Below are 23,447 nucleotides of genomic sequence, written 5' to 3' on the forward strand. Positions count from 1 at the left end.
CGAAAGGCTGAGTGCAACTCGAAAGGAAGGCGCATCAATGGCCCTCTACGAACACATCTATCTGGCTCGCCAGGACGTTTCCCAGCAGCAGGTCGAAGAACTGACTACGCAGCTGAGCGAAGTTCTCGGCCAGGGCGGCGGCAAGGTCACCAAGAACGAATATTGGGGCCTCAAGGGTCTCTCCTACCGCATCCGCAAGAACCGCAAGGCTCACTATACCCTGCTCAACATCGAAGCGTCCCCGGCAGCCGTTGCCGAAATGGAACGCCAGATGCGCATCAATGAAGACATCCTGCGCTTCATGACCGTGCGCGTGGACGAGCTGGAAGAAGGCCCGTCGGCAATGATGCAGAAGCGCGATCGCGATGACCGTGATGGCGGCCGCCCCGGTGGCGACCGTGGCGGTTTCTCCGGCGAACGCCGTCCGCGCCGCTTCTAAGAACAAGGAACGTTAGCAAATGGCAATCAAAGACCTCACCACTTCCCAGGCTCGCCGCCCGTTCCAGCGCCGTCGCAAGACCTGCCCGTTCTCGGGCGAAGGCGCGCCAAAGATCGACTACAAGGACGTGCGCCTGCTTTCGCGCTACGTTTCCGAGCGCGGCAAGATCGTGCCGAGCCGCATCACCGCCGTTTCTGCCAAGAAGCAGCGTGAACTGGCCCGTGCCATCAAGCGTGCCCGTTTCATCGGCCTGATGCCCTACGCCGTCCAGTAAGGCCTCGCCTTTCTGAGACTTGTTGGGGTCGCGAATGGTTCGCGGCTCCTAACCGCCGATCCGGCGGGACAGCCACAAGGAATACCCAAATGAAAGTCATTCTGCTCGAGCGCGTTGGCCGCAGCGGCACCATCGGCGACGAAATCAACGTCAAGGACGGTTTTGCCCGTAACTTCCTCCTGCCCCAGGGCAAGGCCCTGCGCGCCACGGAAGCCAACCGCAAGCGCTTCGAAAACGAACGCGCCCATATCGAACAGCGCAACGAAGAGCGCCGCAACGCTGCCGCCGGCATCGCGGAAGGCCTCAACGGCCATGCCGTGGTGATGATCCGCCAGGCTGGCGAAACCGGCCAGCTCTACGGTTCGGTCGCCGCTCGTGACATCGTCGAGGCTCTGGCCGCCGATGGCTTCACCGTGCAGCGCAACCAGGTCGACCTTGCCGACGCGATCAAGTCGGTCGGCGTGCACACCGTGCCGCTGAACCTGCATGCGGAAGTTTCGGTCTCGATCACCGTCAACGTCGCCCGTTCGCCCGATGAAGCAGCCCGTCAGGCCGAAGGCGAGGACGTTACCGTCCACACGTTTGAAGCCGACGAAGGTGGCGATTTCGCCGCCGGCCAGGCCGACGCGGCTGCCGACGACCGCTTCGAAGACTGATCTCTTCGAGCTGTGCCGATCATGCGAAGGCCGGGTTTACGCCCGGCCTTTTGCTTTGGGCTTTCTCGCAAAGCGCTTGAGGAAGCCGCGCATCAGTCCGCGCTGCGATAGCGGCTCGAACATTTCCTCGGGTCCTTCAGGATCGAGCACTTCGTTGTCGGCAAGCCACTTTTCGATGTCGTTGAGCTCGGGCACTTGGTAGTCGCGCAGCGTCCGGCCCGTCCCCCGCAATGTTTCAATCGTCTTGATCAGCGATCCCGTCTCGGCAAGCCGCGCTGCTACCGCTTCGGCGGTGACGCCCAGATGCTCGCCCAACAGGTCGTTGCGGGTCCAGGCGATCTCGCGCCGGACGGCCTCATCATCGGCGTCGGCGACAATGGTGATGTCGCATTCGGTATCGAGCCGCAGCGAGCGGTTGTTGATGTTGGAGGATCCGACCTTAAGCACGGTGTCGTCCGCCACCAGGGCCTTGGCATGCACATAGATCGCCTCACCGCCCAAGCCGACCGGATGGTAAAGCCGCAGCCGGTCGAACTTGTCGGCGCGCTTTATCCAGGTGAAGAGCCTTGCCCGCGCCGTGTCCATCGCCAATGGCTGCAGCCAGCCATCGGCGGTATCGGGGTTGATGACCACGATTTCGGGCCCATCCTGCTCCTGCAGCCGCTTGGCCATGGCCGAGACGATGGCGCGCGACGCAAAATACTGGCTCTCGATATAGATGAGGTTTTTGGCCGTCGCGATCTGGTCGAGCCAGAGCTTTTCCACCTCAAGGATCGGCTGGTAGTCCTCGATCTTCGGCGCCGTCCGGGAAATGGCGATGTCGACATCGGCGAAGTCGATCTCCAGTCCTTCCGGCCACAGCGCCACGCCATCGCTGATCGGCTGAAACGCTGCTACCCCTGCCCGCCCCCAGCGATCTTGCACCAGATCGACAACGGCGCTGACGATGGGTCCGGTTACCGCGGTGGTGACATCGTGCCATGGCTTATAGGGCCGGCGCGTCGTCGGACGGCGGCGGCGCGGATCTTCGTGCCGGTGCTCGCGGGTGTCCCAGCGGGCGCCGGTCATGTCGATGCCGCCGACAAAAGCCATGGCGTCGTCGATCAGGATGATCTTCTGGTGGTGCGATGCGCCGGTGGGGTGGGCACTATCGAATTTCACATGAATGCGCTTATGGCGCAGCCATTGCCAGAGCTTGATCAGTGTCGTGCCGCGCTTGGCCGTGGTGATGATGCCGAAATCCCATTGCAGCAGGAAGATTTCGAGTTCGGGATTGCGCTTCACCAGCCAGAGGATGAAGTTGCCGAGATCGGCCGGACCGCCATCCGCCGCATTGTTGCCCAGCGTTATTCGGGCATCGAAGTCCCAGCCGACCAGAGTGATGCGACGCTGCGCGCGCACCATGACATCGCGTGCGTGGCGGAAATAATCTTCAGCATCGACAATAACGGAGAAGCGGTCCGCAGTGGTAGCGGCCATGCAGTTTTGGCCCGGCGTGAAACGTAGGTCGGCCAATTCGGCTCCGGAGATGGGGTTGACGCTTGGGCACAGAAACCTGCGACGGGCATGCGCGGTTCCAAGCAGGCCGCGGGAGCCTTTCGTTCACGGCTTGTTCTTGTTTCTTCTGTCTGCTAGAAATCCCCATTGTCCCCGCTGTCCACAGGCGGCCAAAGATGGTGTTAACCCTTGGCCCGCTATGCCGAGACTCATGCCACGCTTGCGTGGTTAAGAAAGGTTAACAGCCTCCCGAGGAATCCGATGGCAGAGATCGCGCGCCTTCATCCGGCCGAAGAAAAGTCGTTCCGCATCGCGCCCCACAACGTGGATGTGGAGCAGGCGCTGCTGGGCGCGATCCTGATCAACAACGACGCCTTCTACCGCGTAGCCGATTTCCTGATGCCGGAGCATTTCTACGAGCCGATCCATCGCGAGATCTTCGAGCTTGCCGGCAAGATCATTCGCGCTGGCAAGGCAGCGGAACCGGCAACGCTCAAGACCCACCTGCCTGACCAGCTGCTGCCCGACGTCACCATGATGCAGTACCTGTCGCGTCTGGCGGCAGAAGCGACGACTGTCATCAACGCTGCCGACTACGGTCAGGCAATCTACGATCTCGCCATCCGCCGCAACCTGATCCAGGTGGGCGAGGAAATGGTCAGCGTCGCCTATGACAGCAGCGACGTCGACATGACCCCGGTCAAGCAGATCGAAAAGGTCGAAGGCGAGCTCTTCCAGCTGGCCGAAAAGGGCCGCTACGACGGTGGCTTCCAGAATTTCGGAGCTGCGCTCAACGCGTCCATCCAGATGGCCGGCGAAGCCTTTCAGCGCGACGGCGGCCTGTCCGGCGTTGCCACTGATCTGCATGATCTCGACCGGCAGATGGGCGGCCTGCAGCGCTCCGACTTGATCATCCTTGCCGGCCGCCCGGCCATGGGCAAGACCTCGCTCGTCACCAATATCGCTTTCAACGTCGCCAAGGCCTGGCGCGGCGAGGTGACGCCGGACGGCCACAACAAGACAGTCGATGGTGGCATTGTCGGCTTCTTCAGCCTCGAAATGAGTTCGGAACAGCTGGCGACGCGTATTCTTGCCGAGCAGGCCGAGATTTCCTCCTCCGACATCCGCCGCGGCCGCATCCACGATTCGCAGTTTTCCAAGCTTGTCGACGTCTCCAACATGATGAGCCGACTACCGCTCTATATCGACGATACCGGTGGCATTTCCGTCGCCCAGCTTGCCGCCCGCGCCCGCCGCCTCAAGCGGCAGAAGGGGCTCGACATGCTGGTAATCGACTACCTGCAACTGCTCTCGGGCTCGTCGAAAGCCTCGAGCCAGAACCGCGTGCAGGAGCTGACCGAGATCACGACGACGCTCAAGGCGCTGGCCAAGGAGCTCGAAATTCCGGTGATCGCCTTGTCCCAGCTATCCCGACAGGTCGAAGCGCGCGACGACAAGCATCCGCAGCTGGCGGACTTGCGCGAATCCGGTTCTATCGAGCAGGACGCGGACGTGGTGCTTTTCGTTTACCGCGAAGAGTACTATCTCAAGAACAAGGAACCCAAAGAGGGCACGCCCGAGCACCTCACCTGGCAGGGGGAAATGGAAAAGGTGCATGGCAAGGCGGAAGTGATCATCGCCAAGCAGCGCCACGGTCCCACCGGCACGGTGCAGCTGAGCTTTGAGGCGCAGTTTACCCGCTTTGGTAACCTTGCTCGGGCAGATTATCTGCCTGAACGCATGGAATAGCAATGACGCCGACTTCCGGCCTTGGTGGCCAACTGAGCATCGACCTGGGCGCCCTCGCCCGCAATTGGCGTGCGCTGGACAAGGTCAGCGCCGGCGCCCTGACGGCTGCCGTGGTCAAGGCCGACGCCTATGGCACCGGCATCGACATGGCCTCCAAGGCACTCCACGCCGCCGGCGCCCGCTTCTTCTTTGTCGCGACACCGGACGAGGGCATGGCGGTTCGCGCTGCCGTCCCCGACGCCCATATCTTCGTGCTCTATGGGCTCTATCCGGGCGCGGCCAATCTCTACATCCGCCAGAACCTCATGCCGGTATTGTCCTCCATTCCGATGCTGGAGGAATGGCTGGCCAAATGCGTCGAGCGCAACGAGGCCTATCCGGCGGGCTTTCATTTCGACACCGGCATCAATCGGCTGGGGTTCAGGCTCAGCGAAGCGGGCCAGGTGCGGGAGCGCATCGAGCGCCTCGGCTATGCCCCGCAGATGGTGATGAGCCACCTTGCCTGCGCCGACCAGCCCAACCACGAGAAGAACCGCACCCAGCTGGCGCTGTTCGGCTCGGTCATCTCGCAGTTCCCCGGCATCCCCGCGTCACTCGCCAACTCGGCGGGCCTGATGACGGGCCGCGACTACCATTTCCAGATGGTTCGCCCCGGCATCGCCTTGTTCGGCGGACGCGCCGTGAGCGGCCGCAAGAACCCGATGGCCCCGGTGGTGACGTTGCACGTGCCCATCCTCCAGATCACCGATGGGCGCATCGGCGAAACAGTGGGCTATGGCGCCAACTACACCCTCAACCGCACCAGTAAGCTGGCGGTCCTCGGCTATGGCTATGCCGATGGGCTCCTGCGCTCCCTATCGGGCAGCAATTCGCGCCCCGGCGGCAAGGTCTTCATTCGCGGCAGGGTCTGCCCCATCATCGGCCGTATTTCGATGGACCTGACCATCGTCGACGTCACCGACCTCGGCGGCGATCTGCCCAGCCCCGGTGAGGGCGCCGAAGTGTTCGGGCCCAATGTCAGCGTCGATGATCAGGCCGATGCCGGCGGCACCATCGGATATGAGCTGCTCACGAGCCTCAAGGGCCGCTACTCGCGCAACTATGTCGGCACCGGCGAACTGCCCGAATAGCTAGTTCGACGTGCTGACCGCAGGCGTGTCTTCGCCCGTATCGCCGGGTAGCACGCCGCTTTGCTGGATGATCACCCAGGCGATCGCCGCGATCAGAGCCACCACGAAGGCGATGATGACGATGCGGGCAACGCCCCGGTCTTCCCGGCGTTTTTCAGCCATCTCGGCCTCCCGTTACGGATTGTTGCCGGTGGTTTCGGCCGGTTCACCGGCCTTGCCGGCGGGCAGCGCGCTCTGTTCGGCAGCACTGTTTGCCGTCGCAGCGCCGTCGGCATTGGGCGCCTGATTGTTGGACGTGAACACCACGCCCACAAAGATGACCACCACGACAGCGACGACAATGGCGATGATGACGTTTCGATTCATGGCAAAGCTCCGATTGCTGGAGCTTCAATCCGCGCCGGGTAAGCGGGTTCCATGGCTCATGAGCTCTGCCCATATCCTCTTTATCCCCGCCCACCCCGCCATGCGCTAATCTCCCCCGCATCAGCCGGATGGAGATGGGGTTGCAACGATCAACCGTCCGGCGACAGTCGGGAAGGGTCTTTATCGTTGAGGATCCTGGGTCCGCGGACGGGGCTTGAGTAATCATCCCCTAAGACGCTGCCTGCCAGAAAACCCGGCGCCCCGAGACGAGCTTCGTCTCACATACTAAACTACTCACGAGACGAAAGCCGTCTCGGGGCTCCATCATCTGCCGCAAACCCGGAGGTTCAGCCGTCCGGCCCAAGAGCATGTCTGCAGTTCCCTTTTTGTTCTTGCATCCCTTCCACGGCCTCGGCTAAATCACCCCACCCACAACAGGATCCGCCCCTTGGCCAAAACCCGCTCGACCTTTGTTTGCCAATCCTGCGGTGCGGTCACCACGCGCTGGCAGGGGCGGTGCGATGCTTGCGGCGAGTGGAACACCATTGTCGAGGAACTGGTCGATTCCGGCGTCGGCGCGGGTCCAAAGGCCGCTAAGTCCAATGGCCGCCCGGCCAATCTCGTGCCGCTGTCCGGCGAAACGGAAAGCGCTGCCCGCGTCGTCACCGGCCTTGCCGAGCTCGATCGCGTCACCGGCGGCGGCTTCGTCAAAGGCTCCGCCCTCCTGGTCGGCGGCGATCCAGGGATCGGCAAATCGACGCTTTTGCTGCAATCGGCGGCCGCTCTGGCCAACAAGGGCAAGCGCGTCGTTTATGTCTCAGGTGAAGAAGCGGTGGCTCAGGTGCGGCTGCGCGCACAGCGGCTGGGGCTCGGCGAAGCCGATGTGCTGCTCGCCGCCGAAACCAATGTCGAAATCATTCTCGCAACGCTCGAAAACGGAGCCCCGCCCGATCTCGTCATCATCGATTCGATCCAGACGCTTTGGACCGACCGCGTCGACTCGGCGCCCGGCACCGTGACCCAGGTGCGCACCTCGGCCCAGGCGCTGACCCGCTTTGCCAAGAAAAGCGGCGCCGCGGTCGTCCTTGTCGGCCACGTCACCAAGGACGGTCAGATCGCTGGTCCGCGCGTCGTCGAGCACATGGTCGATGCCGTGCTCTATTTCGAAGGCGATTCGAGCCACACGTTCCGCATCCTTCGCGGCGTTAAAAACCGCTACGGCGCCACCGACGAGATCGGCGTCTTCGCCATGACCGAGCGCGGCCTCGAACAGGTTGCCAACCCCTCGGCCCTGTTTCTTGACCAGCGCGACAAGGACGCCGCGGGCTCCGCCGTCTTCGCCGGCATGGAAGGCACGAGGCCGCTGCTGATCGAAATCCAGGCCTTGGTCGCGCCTTCTCCCCTCGGCACGCCGCGACGCGCCGTGGTGGGCTGGGATTCCTCGCGCCTCTCCATGGTTCTGGCAGTTCTCGAAACCCGCTGCGGCGTCCGCATCGGCGCCAATGACATTTATCTCAACGTTGCCGGCGGGCTCAAAATCAACGAACCGGCTGCCGACCTCGCGGTCGCCGCGGCGCTGATCTCTTCGCTCACCGGTTCGCCCCTCCCCGCCGACGCCGTGTATTTCGGCGAAATCTCGCTGGCTGGCGGCGTGCGGCCCGTGGTGCATGGTTCGCTGCGCCTGCGCGAGGCGCAAAAGCTCGGCTTCGGCTCGGTAGTCACCGGCAAGCTCGGCAATGCCGATCGCAACAGCGCGCTCGATGTTACCGAATATGGTCAGCTCGCCGACATGGTCAGCAGCATCGCCGCGGCCGGCAAGCGGCCGATGCCGGAGCCTGAGCCCGACGCATGGTAAACGAACGGTTTCCGGGGACATCGTTGCTCCTGCCCTGCCCCGCCCTTGGCAGGCCGGGGCAAAGTCGTTAAAGGTCCGGAAACAAGCCGACGCGGCGAAGAATTTAGGCGAAAAGATATGCTGACAGCGTTCGACGTTGGTGTGGGTGTTCTGGTGCTGATTTCGGCGATCCTCGCCACGGCGCGCGGATTAACCCGCGAAGTGCTGTCGCTGGCCACCTGGGCTGGCTCCGCCGCCATCGCCGTCTACATGTATCTCTACCACCCGGACATCGCGCAGCAGTACATTGCCGAGGAAGTGGTCGCCAATATCGCCACCGTGGTCGTGACCTTTATCGTCGCGCTGATCGTGCTCCACCTGCTCACCATGCGCATCGCCGATTTTGTCGTCGACAGCCGCATCGGGCCGATTGATCGCACCCTGGGCTTTGTGTTCGGCGTGCTGCGCGGCGTGTTGATCGCCATCGTCGTCACCATCTTCGGTCTTTGGCTTTTGCCAAACAACCTGCCCGATTGGGCCGCCAACTCGCAGTCGCTGCCCTATCTGCGCGACATGGGCAACACCCTGATCTCGATGCTGCCCGAAGGGCTTGAACAGCAGGTGACCGATGTTCTCCAGGGCGGCGGCGGCAACCTGACCGACGACAGCGAAGCGCCGGTCGAGCCGGGTACCACGACGACGCCGGCTCCCGCCGACGGCGGCACGGTCGACCCCACCGATCCGGTGACCGACCCGGCGCCAGCGCCGCAGGCCTGATCGCGCAGGGCAGCGCTGCCATTTATGTCATTGGTGACATGAAGCGAAATGCGCTAAAGGCCCAGTTGACCGGCGCGGCATTCGAGGTCGCGCCGGACGAGACAGCAGCTTTAAGGCATGGAGCGTCCTGTGACCCATTCCCGCGAAGACGATTTTTCCCTCGACGGTGACACGCTGCATGAAGAGTGCGGCGTGTTTGGCATTTTGGGGCATAGTGACGCCTCGACGCTGACCGCGCTGGGCCTTCACGCCCTTCAGCACCGTGGCCAGGAAGCGGCCGGCATCGTCAGCTTCGACGGCCGCCAATTCTATACCGAAAAGCGCATGGGCCTCGTGGGCGACCACTATACGGACCCTGCCGTACTCGCAAAACTGCCGGGCACCATGGCCATCGGCCATACGCGCTACTCGACCACGGGTGAAGTCGCGCTCCGCAACGTCCAGCCGCTCTTTGCCGAACTTGAAGCCGGCGGCATTGCCGTTGCCCACAACGGCAATTTCACCAACGGCCTGACCCTGCGCCGCCAGATCATCGCCACCGGCGCCATTTGCCAGTCGACCTCCGACACCGAAGTCGTCCTTCACCTCATCGCCCGTTCGCGCCATTCCTCCACAACCGACCGCTTTATCGATGCGATCCGGCAGATGGAAGGCGGCTATGCCATGGTGGCGCTCACCCGCACCAAACTGATCGCAGCGCGTGATCCCGTCGGCATTCGGCCGCTGGTCATGGGCGAACTCGATGGCAAGCCGATCTTCTGCTCGGAAACCTGCGCCCTCGACATCATCGGCGCCAAATACATCCGCGACGTCGAAAACGGCGAAGTCATTATCTGCGAAGTCCAGCCGGATGGCTCGATCACCATCGAAGAGCGCAAGACCGCCCGCAACGTGCCAGAGCGGCCGTGCCTCTTCGAATATGTCTACTTCGCCCGCCCCGATTCCGTGGTCTCGGGCCGCAGCGTCTACAAGGCGCGCAAGAATGCCGGCATCAACCTCGCCAAGGAAGCGCCGGTCCAAGCCGACGTCGTCGTGCCCGTCCCCGATGGCGGCACGCCTGCGGCGATCGGCTTTGCCCAGCAGAGCGGCATTCCCTTCGAGCTCGGCATCATCCGCAACCACTATGTTGGTCGCACCTTCATCGAGCCCACCCAGCAGATCCGCGCCTTCGGCGTGCGCCTCAAGCACTCCGCCAACCGCGCCGAGATCGCCGGCAAGCGCGTCGTGCTGATCGACGACTCGATCGTTCGCGGCACGACCTCGATCAAGATCATCCAGATGATGCGCGATGCCGGCGCCACCGAAGTGCATATCCGCGTCGCGAGCCCGATGATCTACTTCTCCGACTACTACGGCATCGACACGCCCGATCCGGACAAGCTTCTCGCCAACCAATATGCCGATATCAACGCCATGTGCCGCTATATCGGCGCGGACTCCCTGGCCTTCCTTTCCATCGACGGGCTCTACGAAGCCGTCGGCGGCGCCAAGCGCAACCCGCAGGCGCCGCAGTTTACCGACCACTATTTCACCGGCGAATATCCGACTCACTTGACCGATCTGCATGGCCGGACCATGAGCGACCCGCGGCAGGTTTCGCTGCTCAAGGAAGCGGGTTGATGACGGATACTAACGAGCTCAGCGGCAAGGTCGTCCTGGTCACCGGCGCCTCTCGCGGCATCGGTTACGCGGCAGGGCTCGAGGCTGCACGGCGCGGCGCACATGTGATCGCCGTCGCCCGCACCGTTGGTGGGCTCGAAGACCTCGACGACGCCATCCAGGCGCTGGGCGGCTCGACCACTTTGGTGCCGCTCGATCTTCGCGATGGCGAAGCGATCGACCGGCTGGGTGCTGCGATCTTCGAGCGCTGGGGGCACCTTGATGGTTTGATCGCCAATGCGGGTCAGCTCGGCGTCCTGAGCCCTGTGGGCCATATCAAGCCGGACGAGTTCGACAAGGTGATGGCGGTCAATCTCACCGCCAATTACCGTCTCCTCCGCTCGTTGGACGTGCTGCTGCGCCAGGCTGAGGCTGGCCGTGCGGTATTCGTCTCGTCCTCGTCGGCGCGTTCGGCAAAGCCCTTCTGGGGGCTCTATGCCGCGAGCAAGGCAGCGCTCGATGCGCTGGTCAAAGCCTATTCCGGTGAAATCGCGCAAACCAATGTGCGCGCCAATGTGTTTTATCCCGGTGCCGTGCGCACCGCGATGCGGGCCAAGGCGATGCCGGGCGAGAACCCCGAAACCCTGCCCGCGCCGGCCGAGATCGCGCCTGCACTGGTCGATATGCTGAGCCCCACGCTTACCGAACAGGGGCGGCTCTACAATATCGGCACCAAAAGCTTCGAAGAGATCTGATGGTCGCCCTTCGTCCCTACCGCGCCGGCGATCTCGATGCTCTTTATGACATCTGCCTGCGGACCGGCAATTCCGGCGGGGACGCGTCGTCCGTTCACAACGATCCCCAGCTTGTCGGCCATATCTATTCGGCGCCCTATGGCGTGCTCGAGCCCGAAAACGTCTTCGTTGCCGAAGACGACGAGGGTGTTGCCGGCTATGTGGTGGGCACGCACGACACGGACCGTTTCGCCGAGCGGCTGGAGCAGGACTGGTGGCCGGCACTGCGATCACGTTATGCCGGGGCCACGGGACTGACCGACGCCGACCAGCGCCGCCTCGACGCGATCATCAAACCACATCGCTCGCCTGCCGATCTGGTCGAAGCCTATCCTGCCCACATCCACATGAACCTGCTGCCGCGGCTGCGCGGACAGCGGGTCGGGACAAGGCTCCTCGATCTTTGGGTGGCGCAGGCACGCGAAGCGGGCGTCAAGGGAATCCATCTTGGTGCTGGCGCCGCCAATCACGGCGGCATTGCCTTTTGGGGCAAGAACTTCGAAGAGCTCCGCCGCGACAATGGCACCGTGTGGTTTGGGATGGGGCTTTAGCCCCACCCCTTAGACTGCGGCCGCGAGCGGCGACATCAGCACCTTGTCGATGCGACGACCGTCGAGGTCCATGACCTCGAATTTCCAGCCGTCACGCTCAAAACATTCGCTGACCGAAGGCAGGTGGTTGAGCACCGAAAGAACGTAACCGGCGACGGTTTCATACCGGGCATCCTTGGGAACAGGCACCTTGAAACGCTCGCTGAAATCGTCCACCGGCATCCAGCCAGCAACGAGGAACGAGCCATCCTGGCGTTGCACCACGGCCTGTTCGTCACCCACTTCTTCGGTATAGCCGGTAATGACCTCAAGCACGTCACCATAGGTGATGATGCCTTCGAAGTGCCCGTATTCGTCCACGACGAGCGCGAGTTGGGCCGGAGACTTGCGGATCGCCTCGACCACGTCGAGCGCCGTCGCGTGTTCCATGACGACCGGCACGGACTTTACCAGCCTGCGCAGATCAGGCTGCTGACCCGCTGCAAGCGGCGGCAAGAGATCTGCCAGCGCCAGCATGCCGAGGATGGAATCGGCATTGCCCTCCTGCACCAGAACCTTGGAATGATTGCTGGCAAGGATGGTGGCCAGGTTTTCCTCGTAGCTGTCCTCGACGTCGATGACGACCACGTCGAGACGCGGCGTCATCAGGCCGCGGGCGGAGCGGTCGGCGAGACGCATGACGCCCGAGATCATCGAGTGCTCTTCGGTTTCGATGACGCCGGCCGTGGTCGCCTCGGCGATGACGGTGCGCAGCTCTTCCTCGGTGACCTGCTCGTCGTTCTGCTCGCCCTGCCCAAGGAGACGCAGCACGAGCTTGCCGGAGATATCGAGCAGCCAGACGATCGGCGTGCCGACCAGCGCGATGATCTTCATCGGCTGCGCCACGCGCGCCGCAACGCCTTCCGGATTGCGGAGGGCGATCTGCTTGGGCACCAGTTCGCCCAGGATCAGGTTGATATAAGTGATGGCAACGACCACGAGGCCGACACCGGCCACATCGGCAATGTTGTCGGGCACGCCCACCGAGGAGAGCCAGCCGGTCAGGCGAAGGCCCAGCGTCGCGCCTGAGACGGCACCCGAAAGGACGCCGACAAGGGTGATACCGATCTGGACGGAAGAGAGAAATTTGCCGGGATCTTCGGCCAGCTTGAGGGCCGTAGCCGCCCCCTTATTGCCCTGTTCGGCCATGACCTTGAGGCGGGCGCCGCGGGCGGAAACAACGGCCAGTTCGGACATGGCCAGGGCGCCGTTCACGAGGGTAAGAACGACGACGATAATGAGTTCTGTAAGCAACAAAGTGCAATGTTGGCACGCCGCGACCAGTGGCGGGGTGTTACGACGCGCGCACTATAGGGCATGTCCGCCCGTTGTGAAGAGCGATGCTACTTCTTGTCGGCATACGGATTGTTGCCGCCACGCAGCCAGATGCGGATCGGCGTGCCCGGCATATCGAAGGCTTCGCGAAGCCCATTGACCAGATAGCGCTGGTATGAGGCCGGCACGGCATCAGGCCGCGAGGCGAAAATGATGAAGCTGGGGGGCCTCGTCTTGGCCTGCGTCATATAGCGCATCTTGAGGCGGCGGCCCGAAACGGCCGGAGGCGGATGGCCCTCGATCATGCCTGCGAGCCAGCGATTAAGCCGGCTGGTCGAGACATGCGCATTCCAGCTCCGCTCGATGGAAAAGATCGCGTCCATCAGCTTGTCGATGTTGCGGCCGGTCAAGCCCGAGAGCGTCACCAGCGGCACGCCGCGCAATTGCGGCAGCAGGCGCTCGCATTCCTCGCGCAGTTCCTTGAGCTTTTCGTTCTTGTCCTCGATCAGGTCCCACTTGTTGAGCGCAATGACCATGGCCCGGCCTTCGCGTTCGACAAGATCGGCCAGCGCCAGATCCTGCTTTTCGAAGGGGATCGTGGCATCAAGCAACAGCACCACGACTTCGGCATATTGGATCGAGCGCAGCGAGTCGCCGACGGCCAGCTTTTCGAGCTTTTCATGCACACGCGAGCGGCGGCGGATGCCGGCGGTGTCGACGAGATTGATGGTGCGGCCTTCCCATTCCCAGGGAACAAGAATGCTGTCGCGCGTGATGCCTGCTTCCGGGCCCACCAGCACGCGGTCCTCGCCGACCATGCGGTTGACCAGCGTCGACTTGCCCGCATTGGGGCGGCCGACAATGGCGACGTTGAGATAGCGCTTGGGGTTCCAGCGCAAGGTGGCGTCCTCGCCCTCCCCCTCGAGCATGTCAGGCGTGATGTCGACATCGACCTCGGGCATGATGTCGAGATCGCCGACAGCAGCCGCCTCTTCCGCCGCCTGCTTCTCATTGGCCTTATCGATCGCCGCGGAAACGATGGAGTAGAGTTCCGAAAGCCCCAGGCCATGCTCGGCGGAAAGCGCGATCGGCTCACCAAAGCCGAGCTTGAACGCTTCGACCAGACCATCTTCTGCCGCCCGGCTTTCGGCCTTGTTGCCGACGAGGTGAACGTCCTTGCCCGCCTTGCGCAGCACCTGGGCAAAACGCTGGTCGAGCGGCACGACGCCGGCACGCGCGTCGATCATGAACAAGATGATGTCGGCGTCGCGGATGGCGGTTTCGGTCTGCTGACGCATGCGGTCTTCGAGCGAGCCGTCCTTGACGTCCTCGTAGCCCGCCGTGTCGAGCACCTTGAAGGTGAGGTCGGCGATGCGGCCCTCGGCTTCGCGGCGATCGCGGGTAACGCCGGGCGTATCATCGACCAGCGCGATCTTGCGGCCGACCAGGCGGTTGAACAGCGTCGACTTGCCGACATTGGGTCGACCGACAATGGCAAGTGTGACCGTCATGTCTATTCAGCAACCGGCTCGGTGACAGCAGGCTCGGCAGCGTCGTCTTGGACAATAGCGTCCACCGCATCTGCAGCGTCTTGGGCGGGCGTTTCGGCAGCGATGACCCCGTCGGAGAGCATCTGTGCGATATAGAAGCTCACGCGGCTACGCACCGGCGACTGCACCAGCGGGTCGTTGAGGACAGCCTCGAAATTCTGCTGCGCAGCGGCGAAGTCGCCAGCCTTGTAGTGCGCGAGGCCAAGCAGCTCACGCGCCGGGCGCCGCATCTGGCTGTCATCGGTCGCGAGCGTGCCGAGGCGCGCCTCGACATCGGCAACGGTTCCCGTGTCGACCAGCACGTTACCGGCGAGAAGCAGCGCCAGCTCACGCAACCGCGGATTGGACTGGCTGCTCGACAAAGCGTCATAAGCAGCAACGGCGCCAGCACTGTCACCTTGCTCGGCAAGGAGCGCTGCCTTGCGGAACTGCGCCAAGGTGCCGTAGCCGCCCGAAGGATTGGCGGCGATGGCGTCGAGCTGCGTCTCCGCGCCGGCAATATCGCCCGCTTCGGCCGCGTCGAGCGCCGCATAAAGCTGCTGCGAGCCTTCGGCCGAACGGCTGTTGCTGTACCAGGACCAGCCTTCGTTGATTGCCACCAGCAAGACGATGGCCACCGCTCCGCCGATGACGAAAGGCGCGAAACGCCGCCAAAGCGCTCGCATCCGGTCGGAGCGCAGCTCCTCGTCAACTTCGCGGAAAATGTTCTCGTTGGACATGTGGGTCTCTTTGGACGGCAGTTGAACGCGTCTTTAACACGAGGCTTGGGGAAAGCAAATTTTGCGGATGCAAGCTCTAGCGCATTGCAAACGTTGATCTTGATGTATATACTATTTCGAATATACGGGAGCCGCAAAGTGACGCAACGTGCGAAGGTGTTTCAGTCCGGCAACTCGCAAGCGGTTCGCTTGCCAAAAGACTTCCGCTTCGACGTCGACGAAGTGGAAATAACAAGGGAGGGCGATGCGCTGATCCTGCGTCCTCGAGCCGAGGATGCCCAACCTTGGGCTTTCCTGCGGGCCGCCATTGCGCGTGGCGTATCCAGTGACTTTCTCGAAGGTGGCCGTGAGCAGCCTGCCGAACAGATCCGGCCGGATCTGGAAGGCCTGTTTCGCTGATGAAGTGGGCGCTTGATACCAACGCCGTCATAAGTCTGGTGTCCGGTCGCTCAGCCGCCTTGGCGCTTCAGGTGCAAGCACAAAAGGTTGGCGACATTGCCGTGTCGGCGATCGTTGCTCATGAACTCTACTTCGGCGCTTATAAGAGCCAACGCGTCGAGTATAACCTCGAAACTCTTCGCCTGCTGCTGAGAGATTTTTGCCTTCTGGAATTAGACCAGAACGATGCTCGCATTGCCGGAGAGATTCGAGCCGAATTGGCGCGAGCGGGTACACCGATTGGCCCCTACGACGTGCTGATCGCAGGGCAGGCCAAGGCCAGAGGACTGACGCTCGTCACCAACAATGTCGGTGAATTCAAGCGGGTGGCAGGGCTGCAGATCGCCGACTGGACAACGGAATAAGCCTTACTCCCACTCGATCGTCCCAGGCGGCTTGGATGTCACATCGTAGACCACCCGGTTGATGCCGCGCACTTCGTTGATGATGCGGGTGGCCGTCTTGCCGAGGAAGTTCATGTCGAACTGGTAGAAGTCGGCGGTCATGCCGTCGACGGATGTCACGGCGCGCAGGGCGCAGACGAATTCGTAGGTGCGCCCGTCGCCCATGACGCCGACGGTCTGGACCGGGAGCAGCACGGCAAAGGCCTGCCAGATCTGGTCGTATTGGCCGGACTTGCGGATTTCGTCGAGATAGATGGCGTCGGCCTGGCGCAGGATGTCGAGCTTTTCCGGCGTGATGCCGCCCGGGCAGCGAATGGCAAGGCCAGGGCCCGGAAAGGGGTGGCGGCCGATAAAGCTTTCGGGAATGCCCAGTTCGCGGCCGAGGGCGCGGACTTCGTCTTTGAACAGCTCCCGCAGCGGCTCGACCAGCTGCATGTTCATGCGCTCGGGCAGGCCGCCAACATTGTGGTGCGACTTGATGGTGACCGAAGGGCCTCCGGAGAAGGACACGGATTCGATGACGTCGGGGTAGAGCGTGCCCTGGGCCAGGAAGTCGGCGCCGCCGATCTTCTTGGCTTCTTCCTCGAACACTTCGATGAAGAGGCGTCCGATGATCTTGCGCTTGGTTTCGGGATCGACCTGGCCTTCGAGTTCGCCCAGGAACTTCTTCGACGCATCAACGTGCACCAGCGGGATATTGTACTGATCCCGGAACATGGTGACGACCTGCTCGGTCTCGTTGAGGCGCATCAGGCCATGGTCGACATAGATGCAGGTGAGCTGATTGCCGATGGCTTCGTGGATCAGCACGGCGGCGACCGATGAGTCAACGCCGCCGGAGAGGCCGCAGATGACGCGGCCGGTGCCGACCTGAGCACGGATCTTTTCGATCATCTTGTCGCGGTAAGCGGCCATGGTCCAGTTGGACTGGATGCCGCAGATGTGGTGTACGAAATTGGCGTAGAGCTTGGAGCCGTCGGGCGTGTGCACCACTTCGGGGTGGAACTGCACGGCCCAGATGCGGCGCTCTTCATTGGCGATCATGGCGAAAGGCGCGTTAGGCGAGGTGCCGACGACCTCGAAGCCCTCGGGGAGCGATACAACGCGATCGCCGTGACTCATCCAGACCTGGTGCGAGGTCGAAAGCGGCCACACGCCTTCCGAAAGCGAGCTCGTCTTCTGAACCGTCAATTCAGCACGGCCAAATTCGCGATGATGGCCTGCTTCGACCTTGCCGCCCAGCGCCATGCAGAGCGCCTGCTGGCCATAGCAAATGCCAAGGATCGGGATGTTTGCGGCAAGGATGGCCGGATCAATGGTGGGTGCGTTTTCGTCCAGCGTGGAGGCCGGGCTGCCCGACAGAACCACGCCCTTTGGCCTCAGGGCTGCCAAAGCGGCGCCAGCGGACTGGAAGGGATGAATCTCGCAATAAACGCCGGTTTCGCGAATGCGGCGTGCGATCAACTGAGTGACCTGCGAGCCGAAATCGACGATCAGGATGGTGTCGTTAAGCGGGGCAATATCTGGGTGCAGCATGGCGAGGCTTTAGCCCTGCCCCGGCTTTTAGGCAAGCGCCTCGGATGCAGAGCGGCCTTGAGTTTTGCAGGGCAACGCGGGAGAGATCGCGGGCGTTCTGCGACGCAGCTTTACCAGGGAATAGCCGATGTCCGAACCGAACCGCTTGCATGGGGCAGATTTCCTGCGCGCCTTGGCCTGCATTGCCGTGGTGATACACCATCTCGCCGCCCGCATGGACATGGGGCGGGTACCGGAAGCGGTGCAGCCCTTGATCAAGTTCTTCGTCATGGGCAGTTTTGGGGTTACCGTGTTCTTCGTCCTCAGCGGTTATCTTCTGGCTCGCCCGTTTTGGCTGGCGCTGGATGCTGGCGAACCGATGCCGTCGATGCGAATCTATTGGATGCGCAGGCTGGCGCGGATCGTGCCGGGGTTTTGGCTGGCCTTGGTGGTCAGCCTGGTGCTTGATCTTTGGATCGGCAATGCGGTGGCCGATGGTCAGACGCTGTTCCGGTTCTTCGCTGGCGCGCTGCTGGTCAGCGACTGGCATTGGGTGACGCTCTTTCCGGTCGACAATAATGGACCGCTCTGGTCGATCGGCTTTGAGGTCACGTCCTATTTGCTGCTGCCGCTTTGCCTGGGCCTGCTGTTTGCCGCGGGGCGCAAGGGATGGACATCGCGACTGCTGTGGCTGCCGGTCATCGGACTGGTGCTCGGCGCGCATGCTTTGATCGTTGTCTATGCGCCGATCGACGACGTGGAGCGCGGCTGGGACCATGGCCTGATCGGCGGCGCCAAGGCCTGGATGCCGTTCTACAATCCGGTGGGGTTCTTTGCAGTGTTTGCTTTGGGCTCGTTGGCGTCCGGTGTGCAGGTCATGCTCAAGAGCTGGCGGCATCCAGGCTTCGACGTGCTGGGTGTCGCGGCGGTGTTGGTGGCCGGTATGGTCATGGCCCTTCACATCGGCGGTCCGACGGAAGGGTACGGCTGGCTCCAACTTCCCTATGGTTTTCCATGGATGCCACTGGCAATGGGCGTGGCTCTGGTGGCGCTGTCACTATCCGTGCGCGTTGGCAAATGGCTGGACGGAGGGCCAGTGCGGTTCATCGCCAAGATCTCGTTCGGAATTTACATCTGGCACTTCCTGCTCATGTGGCTGGCGCCGTTTGTCTGGCCGCCAGCTTTCAGGACATGGGAACCCGATGGCTGGAGCAACTGGCTCTTGACCAGCGCCGGAGTGATCGCGGCGACGCTCATCGTTGCGACGCTGAGCTTCTATTTGATCGAGCAGCCGGCGGTGCGCTGGGCCCGCCGGCTGGAAAAGCGATCGGTCCGTGGCGAACCGGCGACTGCCTAATTGAGAAGCGCGATTGAAAGATTGAGGTAGGTCGCAAAACTCACCCAGGCGAGATAGGGCGCGAAGAGCCATGCCGAAAGCGTATCGCGCTTGCGAACAGTGACGATGAAGCCCGCGATCGAAAGCCACATGGCGATGATGATGGCGAAGGCGAGCCAGGGCATGTTGGCGCCGAACCAGACCGGCGACCAGGCCCAGTTGAGCAGCATCTGCGCACCCCAGAACTTCATCGCCGTTGATTTGGGATCGCGCATCCAGGTGCGCCAGCCGGCGATGGCGATCAGCACATAAAGCGCAAACCAGACCGGACCGAAAACCCAGTTGGGTGGGTTCAGCGGCGGCTTTTCAACCTCGGCATACCATGGACCGGGCGCGGTCTGGGTGCCGATCAGAGCACCGACGCCCACAACAAGAGCGAGGAAGATGGCGAGGGTGACCCAGGACTGTGGAGTCCGGTGTTCGGTCGCGGCGGCGGACATGAGTGTCTCCGATCAACTGTGAGGTTGAAGAGAGAACGAAATGGAGCCTTCGGTGGTTCACTGGACCTTGCGCAGCAGGTGGATGTAGAAGCCGTCGGTGTTGGTGCGGCGGGGCGTGAGGCAGAGGCCGCCTACGACCGTCGCCAAGCTTTCAGGCAGATCTGTGATTAGGGCGGAACGCCAGGCCTGCGCCATATCGACGGTCGTTAGTTCAGGATGCGCAGCCTTTAGCGCCACGATCTGGTCGTCGTTCTCTTCCGGCAGGATCGAGCAGGTGATGTAGACCAGGGTGCCGCCCGGCTTGAGGTAGCGCAAGCCTTCTTCGAGCAAAGCGGCCTGTTCGGCCTGGCGCTGGGCCAACAATTCAGGGCTGAGCTTCCACTTGGTGTCCGGACGGCGGCGCCATGTGCCGGTGCCGGTGCAGGGCGCATCGATGACGACGCGGTCCATCTTGCCCGCAAGATCATCGAGCGCGCCGGGGTTCGGCGCGCGCACCTGGGCGTTGCGTACACCATTGCGCTTAAGCCGATCATAGATGGGCGCGAGGCGATTGCGGTCTGCGTCATAGGCGAAGATCTGGCCGGAATTGCCCATTGTGGCGGCCAGCGCCAGCGTCTTGCCCCCCGCCCCTGCACAAAGATCGAGCACCTGCTCGCCCTCGCGCGCGCCAGCAATGGCGGAGACGATCTGGCTGCCCTGGTCCTGCACCTCGAACCAGCCCTTGAGATAGCCTTCGTCGGTCGTGACATTGGGCGTGCGCGCATCGCGCGGACCGGCAGGCATGGTCAGGCCGAAAGGGGCGATGGCGGTCTGGGCGGGCGTGAACCGCGCCAGCGAGCGCATCACCTTTTCAGGCGACGCTTTGAGGGCATTGGCGCGCAGATCGAGCGACGGACGGCCGGTCATGGCCTCGCCCTCGGCGATCCAGTTGGCCCCGAAAGCCCGTTCGAGAGATGGCGCGAGCCATTCGGGGACGTCGGCGCGCACCCAATCGGGCGCATTCGAGATGTCGTTGATGGCGATGTCGTCGATCGCTTCGGGCGCGTGGCTGTCGTCGGCAAATGCCGCATTCAGCGCCTCGGCAGTGTCGCCCCAGTTGCGCATGGCAACGGCGAGCACGAGCGCGCGTGGGCTGTCGTCGCCCATGACAAAGGCATGCGAGGCGCGGCGTCGCAGCGCGTCATAGACGAGATTGCCGATAGCGGCGCGGTCCCCTGCCCCGGCAAAGCGATTGTTGATGCCCCAGGCCTTGAGCGCCTCCGATACCGGACGCTTGCGCGTCTCGACATCGGTCAGGACTTCGATGGCGGCGGCGAGACGGCCGGGAAGGCGCATGGGTCAGATACTCGGCAGAGAAAGGATGCGGAACAGCAGCCATAGCCAGAACAGGGCAAGCACGGCAAGGCCGGCACTATAGGCGGCAAAGCGGCGATGCACGCGATTGGTGCTGACGTGGATAATGGCATGCACATAGCGCAGCGCCACGAACAGAGTGGCGAGCACGACCTCGACCCAGCCCACAAGCCCGGTTTGCAAGGCCAGCAGCGTCGCAACAAAGAACAGCATCGGCAGCTGGAACTGGTTGTCGAAACTGTTGGACAGAAGCCGCGCCTTGAGCGGATAGGCCGTGCGGTCCACCGCAATGTCAGCGACGTTGATCTCGCCGCTCATGACCCTCGGCACGCGCTCGCGCCCCATAAGCACGAGAATGGCAACGGTCAGCAACACCTGCGCGCCCATGGCGAGGATCAGGAGCTTGTCGACGAGAGGCATGGTGAAGCTCCGGTAAAGAATCGCGTGCTGCGGCTAAGCCGTTGATTTCAGATTCGGAACGTGGGCGCAGCGCCAGCCGTTGCTTGCCGAACGGAGAATGCTGGCATGACCGACGACGAAAAGGACGACATCCGAAAGGAGTTCGGCGAGGCCGTCAACATGGCGCCGGCCGCGCTCGAAAAGTGGCTCGACACCGAGCACAGCAAGGAAGTCGGCTGGCCCAAGGATCGCGACGAGGGAGAAGAGTCCGTCGGCCACCATTCGGGCCGCCGCATCGTCGAGATCAAGCGCAAGAAGGTGGCCGAACTCACCGACGACGACTTCGCCCAGATGCGCAAGGTCGTCGGCTATGTGCACCGGCATCTCAAGCAACGCCCGGATGGCGATATCACCGACACCAGGTGGCGCTATTCGCTGATGAACTGGAGGCATGAGCCGAAGTGAGCCGCGGCACCACTCAGCCCTGAGACCTCATGGTGAGCTTGTCGAACCACGAGGTCGGGTACACGAGATCGTGCCACGACCTCGTCCTTCGACAGGCTCAGGATGAGGTCTACTGGTGCCCTGCTTCCGCCGTTACCGCCCGCTGCGATAGTTCGGCGCTTCCCGCGTGATGGTCACGTCATGCACATGGCTTTCGCCAAGCGCCGCCGCCGAAATCTTCACGAAGGTGGCGTTGTCGCGGAAATCCTCGAGTGTGTGGGCGCCGGTATAGCCCATCGAGGCCCGCAGGCCGCCGGCGAGCTGGTGGAGGACGGCCCCCACCGGGCCCTTATACGGCACCTGACCCTCGATACCCTCGGGCACGAGCTTCATCTGGTCCCGCACATCCTGCTGGAAATAGCGATCCGCCGAGCCCGCACCCATGGCGCCGACCGAGCCCATGCCGCGATAGGATTTATAGGAGCGGCCCTGGTAGAGGAACACTTCGCCCGGCGCCTCGTCGGTCCCTGCCAGCAACGAGCCCACCATGACGCAGGAGGCGCCGCCGGCGAGGGCCTTGGCCATGTCGCCCGAGAACTTGATGCCGCCATCGGCGATTACCGGGACGCCCTGCTTGTGGCCTTCTTCGGCGCAGGCCATGACGGCTGCCAGTTGCGGCACGCCGACGCCCGCGACGATGCGCGTCGTGCAGATCGAGCCCGGCCCGATACCCACCTTGACGGCGTCAGCGCCGGCATCGATTAGCGCCTTGGTCGCCTCGGCGGTCGCGACATTGCCGGCGACGATGCGGGTCGAATTGCTTTCGCGCTTCACGCGTTCGACGGCTTCGGCGACGCGCACCGAGTGACCATGCGCCGTGTCGATCACCAGGAGGTCCACCCCAGCCTCGATCAGCGCCAGCGAGCGCTCGAAACCGTTGTCGCCGACGGTCGAAGCGGCCGCTACGCGCAACCGTCCCTGCTCGTCCTTGACCGCATTGGGATGGAGCTGCGCCTTTTCGATGTCCTTGACGGTGATGAGGCCGATGCAGCGATAATCCTCGTCGACCACCAGCAGCTTTTCGATCCGGTGCTTGTGCAGCAGCACCTTGGCCTCGTCCTTGCTCACGCCGTCGCGCACGGTGATGAGGTTCTGGTGCGTCATCAGCTCGCGGATCGGCTGGGCCGGATGAGACGCAAAGCGAACATCGCGATTGGTGAGGATGCCGACCAGCTTGCCGATGGCGCGGCCGCCGGTGCCGCCATTTTCGACCACCGGAATGCCGGAAATGCGCGACTTCTGCATCAGTGCCAGCGCGTCGGCGAGGGTCGCTTCGGGGCCGATGGTAATCGGGTTGACCACCATGCCCGATTCAAAGCTCTTCACCATCCGCACCTGCTCGGCCTGTTCTGCGGCGGTCAGGTTCTTGTGGATGACGCCCAAGCCCCCGGCCTGCGCCATGGCGATCGCCATATTGGCTTCGGTCACCGTGTCCATGGCGGAGGACAGGATGGGCAGGTTAAGGCTTATGTCCTTGGTGACATAGGTCGCGATGTCGGTTTCGGTCGGCAAAATATCGGAGCGCGCAGGCTGCAGCAGCACGTCGTCGAAGGTGAGCGCATAGTCGCCGGTTGCGGTGGTAATAATCTTTGCCAAGGCCAGACCCTTCCTGCCTTCTGATCGCATCAGAAATGAGTGGAACGGAACCGCTGCGGAGAAGACGCCGGTTCAGGTTGGCGAGGGTCAATAGCACCGCGGCGGCAGATTGCAAAGCGAGTGGGCGATGGACGGCAATGCGCCGGAACACCT

25 protein-coding genes are annotated in these 23,447 nt (G+C 63.0%); 14 read left to right on the top strand and 11 right to left on the bottom strand.

Translation table 11 applies throughout. From position 1 onward, the window contains the following. Window positions 1-37: 37 nt before the first annotated feature. The 3 genes from rpsF to rplI all read left to right on the top strand — a co-directional run bounded on the left by rpsF (window position 38) and on the right by rplI (window position 1,369). A complete protein-coding gene (rpsF, locus tag JI748_RS08415) occupies window positions 38-439 on the top strand; it encodes a 30S ribosomal protein S6 (protein ID WP_164535218.1) in 402 nt (133 codons plus the stop codon). A gap of 19 nt (window positions 440-458) precedes the next feature. After that, window positions 459-713 carry a 30S ribosomal protein S18 gene (gene rpsR, locus JI748_RS08420; protein ID WP_067450285.1) on the top strand — a complete coding sequence of 85 codons (255 nt, stop codon included), beginning with the start codon at window positions 459-461 and terminating at the stop codon, window positions 711-713. An 89-nt stretch (window positions 714-802) separates the two neighbouring features. Beyond that, entirely contained in the window at window positions 803-1,369 is a 567-nt protein-coding gene (gene rplI / locus JI748_RS08425) for a 50S ribosomal protein L9 (protein WP_201636795.1), read from the top strand. A 36-nt stretch (window positions 1,370-1,405) separates the two neighbouring features. On the opposite strand, the gene JI748_RS08430 is transcribed toward rplI, so the two are convergent. Then, window positions 1,406-2,884, bottom strand: coding sequence for a phospholipase D-like domain-containing protein (locus JI748_RS08430; RefSeq protein ID WP_233280643.1), 1,479 nt, complete (start codon window positions 2,882-2,884; stop codon window positions 1,406-1,408). A gap of 243 nt (window positions 2,885-3,127) precedes the next feature. On the opposite strand from JI748_RS08430, the gene JI748_RS08435 reads away from it, so the two are divergent. Further along, on the top strand, window positions 3,128-4,615 hold the full coding sequence (locus tag JI748_RS08435) for a replicative DNA helicase (protein WP_201636797.1): 1,488 nt from the start codon (window positions 3,128-3,130) through the stop codon (window positions 4,613-4,615). Window positions 4,616-4,617: 2 nt separating this feature from the next. Further along, window positions 4,618-5,745, top strand: a complete 1,128-nt coding sequence (gene alr / locus JI748_RS08440; RefSeq protein ID WP_201636799.1) for an alanine racemase — start codon at window positions 4,618-4,620, stop codon at window positions 5,743-5,745. On the opposite strand, the gene JI748_RS08445 is transcribed toward alr, so the two are convergent. Beyond that, a complete protein-coding gene (locus JI748_RS08445; protein ID WP_201636801.1) occupies window positions 5,746-5,907 on the bottom strand; it encodes a hypothetical protein in 162 nt (53 codons plus the stop codon). 12 nt (window positions 5,908-5,919) lie between these two features. After that, window positions 5,920-6,111: a hypothetical protein gene (locus tag JI748_RS08450; protein ID WP_164535213.1), complete on the bottom strand. Its 192-nt coding sequence runs from the start codon at window positions 6,109-6,111 to the stop codon at window positions 5,920-5,922. A gap of 448 nt (window positions 6,112-6,559) precedes the next feature. Between JI748_RS08450 and radA the strand changes: the two genes are divergently transcribed. From radA to JI748_RS08475, 5 genes are all read left to right on the top strand, one after another. Beyond that, window positions 6,560-7,966 (top strand): DNA repair protein RadA, encoded by a 1,407-nt coding sequence (gene radA, locus JI748_RS08455; RefSeq protein ID WP_201636803.1) that lies wholly within the window; start codon window positions 6,560-6,562, stop codon window positions 7,964-7,966. 117 nt (window positions 7,967-8,083) lie between these two features. Then, window positions 8,084-8,722 (top strand): CvpA family protein, encoded by a 639-nt coding sequence (locus JI748_RS08460; RefSeq protein WP_164535211.1) that lies wholly within the window; start codon window positions 8,084-8,086, stop codon window positions 8,720-8,722. A 117-nt stretch (window positions 8,723-8,839) separates the two neighbouring features. Next, a complete protein-coding gene (gene purF, locus JI748_RS08465) occupies window positions 8,840-10,342 on the top strand; it encodes an amidophosphoribosyltransferase (RefSeq protein WP_201636805.1) in 1,503 nt (500 codons plus the stop codon). Continuing rightward, window positions 10,342-11,076: an SDR family NAD(P)-dependent oxidoreductase gene (locus JI748_RS08470; RefSeq protein ID WP_201636807.1), complete on the top strand. Its 735-nt coding sequence runs from the start codon at window positions 10,342-10,344 to the stop codon at window positions 11,074-11,076. The genes purF and JI748_RS08470 overlap by 1 nt, the downstream gene beginning before the upstream one ends. After that, window positions 11,076-11,666, top strand: coding sequence for a GNAT family N-acetyltransferase (locus JI748_RS08475; protein WP_201636809.1), 591 nt, complete (start codon window positions 11,076-11,078; stop codon window positions 11,664-11,666). Before JI748_RS08470 ends, JI748_RS08475 begins: the two co-directional genes overlap by 1 nt. A gap of 9 nt (window positions 11,667-11,675) precedes the next feature. Here JI748_RS08475 and JI748_RS08480 read toward each other — a convergent pair whose 3' ends face one another. The 3 genes from JI748_RS08480 to JI748_RS08490 all read right to left on the bottom strand — a co-directional run bounded on the left by JI748_RS08480 (window position 11,676) and on the right by JI748_RS08490 (window position 15,249). Further along, window positions 11,676-12,944 (bottom strand): hemolysin family protein, encoded by a 1,269-nt coding sequence (locus tag JI748_RS08480; protein WP_201637152.1) that lies wholly within the window; start codon window positions 12,942-12,944, stop codon window positions 11,676-11,678. Window positions 12,945-13,048: 104 nt separating this feature from the next. After that, on the bottom strand, window positions 13,049-14,491 hold the full coding sequence (der, locus tag JI748_RS08485; protein WP_201636811.1) for a ribosome biogenesis GTPase Der: 1,443 nt from the start codon (window positions 14,489-14,491) through the stop codon (window positions 13,049-13,051). A 2-nt stretch (window positions 14,492-14,493) separates the two neighbouring features. Beyond that, window positions 14,494-15,249 carry a tetratricopeptide repeat protein gene (locus JI748_RS08490; protein ID WP_201636814.1) on the bottom strand — a complete coding sequence of 252 codons (756 nt, stop codon included), beginning with the start codon at window positions 15,247-15,249 and terminating at the stop codon, window positions 14,494-14,496. A gap of 138 nt (window positions 15,250-15,387) precedes the next feature. Here JI748_RS08490 and JI748_RS08495 point away from each other — a divergent pair, with 138 nt between their 5' ends. After that, a complete protein-coding gene (locus JI748_RS08495) occupies window positions 15,388-15,648 on the top strand; it encodes an antitoxin (RefSeq protein WP_201636816.1) in 261 nt (86 codons plus the stop codon). Further along, window positions 15,645-16,052, top strand: coding sequence for a type II toxin-antitoxin system VapC family toxin (locus JI748_RS08500; protein WP_201637154.1), 408 nt, complete (start codon window positions 15,645-15,647; stop codon window positions 16,050-16,052). The genes JI748_RS08495 and JI748_RS08500 overlap by 4 nt, the downstream gene beginning before the upstream one ends. Window positions 16,053-16,055: 3 nt before the next feature. On the opposite strand, the gene guaA is transcribed toward JI748_RS08500, so the two are convergent. Continuing rightward, window positions 16,056-17,627 carry a glutamine-hydrolyzing GMP synthase gene (gene guaA, locus JI748_RS08505; RefSeq protein WP_201636818.1) on the bottom strand — a complete coding sequence of 524 codons (1,572 nt, stop codon included), beginning with the start codon at window positions 17,625-17,627 and terminating at the stop codon, window positions 16,056-16,058. Window positions 17,628-17,754: 127 nt separating this feature from the next. Between guaA and JI748_RS08510 the strand changes: the two genes are divergently transcribed. Beyond that, window positions 17,755-18,963: an acyltransferase family protein gene (locus tag JI748_RS08510; RefSeq protein WP_201636820.1), complete on the top strand. Its 1,209-nt coding sequence runs from the start codon at window positions 17,755-17,757 to the stop codon at window positions 18,961-18,963. Here JI748_RS08510 and JI748_RS08515 read toward each other — a convergent pair. The 3 genes from JI748_RS08515 to JI748_RS08525 are packed head-to-tail and all read right to left on the bottom strand — an operon-like array spanning window position 18,960 to window position 21,215. Then, window positions 18,960-19,442, bottom strand: a complete 483-nt coding sequence (locus JI748_RS08515) for a TspO/MBR family protein (protein ID WP_201636822.1) — start codon at window positions 19,440-19,442, stop codon at window positions 18,960-18,962. The two genes, JI748_RS08510 and JI748_RS08515, sit on opposite strands and share 4 nt — an antisense overlap. Before the next feature lie 57 nt (window positions 19,443-19,499). Further along, a complete protein-coding gene (locus JI748_RS08520; RefSeq protein WP_201636824.1) occupies window positions 19,500-20,777 on the bottom strand; it encodes an RsmB/NOP family class I SAM-dependent RNA methyltransferase in 1,278 nt (425 codons plus the stop codon). Window positions 20,778-20,780: 3 nt separating this feature from the next. Next, on the bottom strand, window positions 20,781-21,215 hold the full coding sequence (locus tag JI748_RS08525) for an MAPEG family protein (RefSeq protein WP_201636826.1): 435 nt from the start codon (window positions 21,213-21,215) through the stop codon (window positions 20,781-20,783). Window positions 21,216-21,320: 105 nt separating this feature from the next. Here JI748_RS08525 and JI748_RS08530 point away from each other — a divergent pair, with 105 nt between their 5' ends. Further along, on the top strand, window positions 21,321-21,659 hold the full coding sequence (locus JI748_RS08530) for a DUF3140 domain-containing protein (RefSeq protein WP_201636828.1): 339 nt from the start codon (window positions 21,321-21,323) through the stop codon (window positions 21,657-21,659). 132 nt (window positions 21,660-21,791) lie between these two features. Here the strand turns inward: JI748_RS08530 and guaB are convergent, their stop codons facing one another. Then, entirely contained in the window at window positions 21,792-23,294 is a 1,503-nt protein-coding gene (gene guaB, locus JI748_RS08535) for an IMP dehydrogenase (RefSeq protein ID WP_201636830.1), read from the bottom strand. Between the last annotated feature and the right edge of the window lie 153 nt (window positions 23,295-23,447).

Origin of the sequence: Devosia rhizoryzae, assembly GCF_016698665.1 — a bacterium.
GTDB classification, from domain to species: Bacteria; Pseudomonadota; Alphaproteobacteria; order Rhizobiales; family Devosiaceae; genus Devosia; species Devosia rhizoryzae.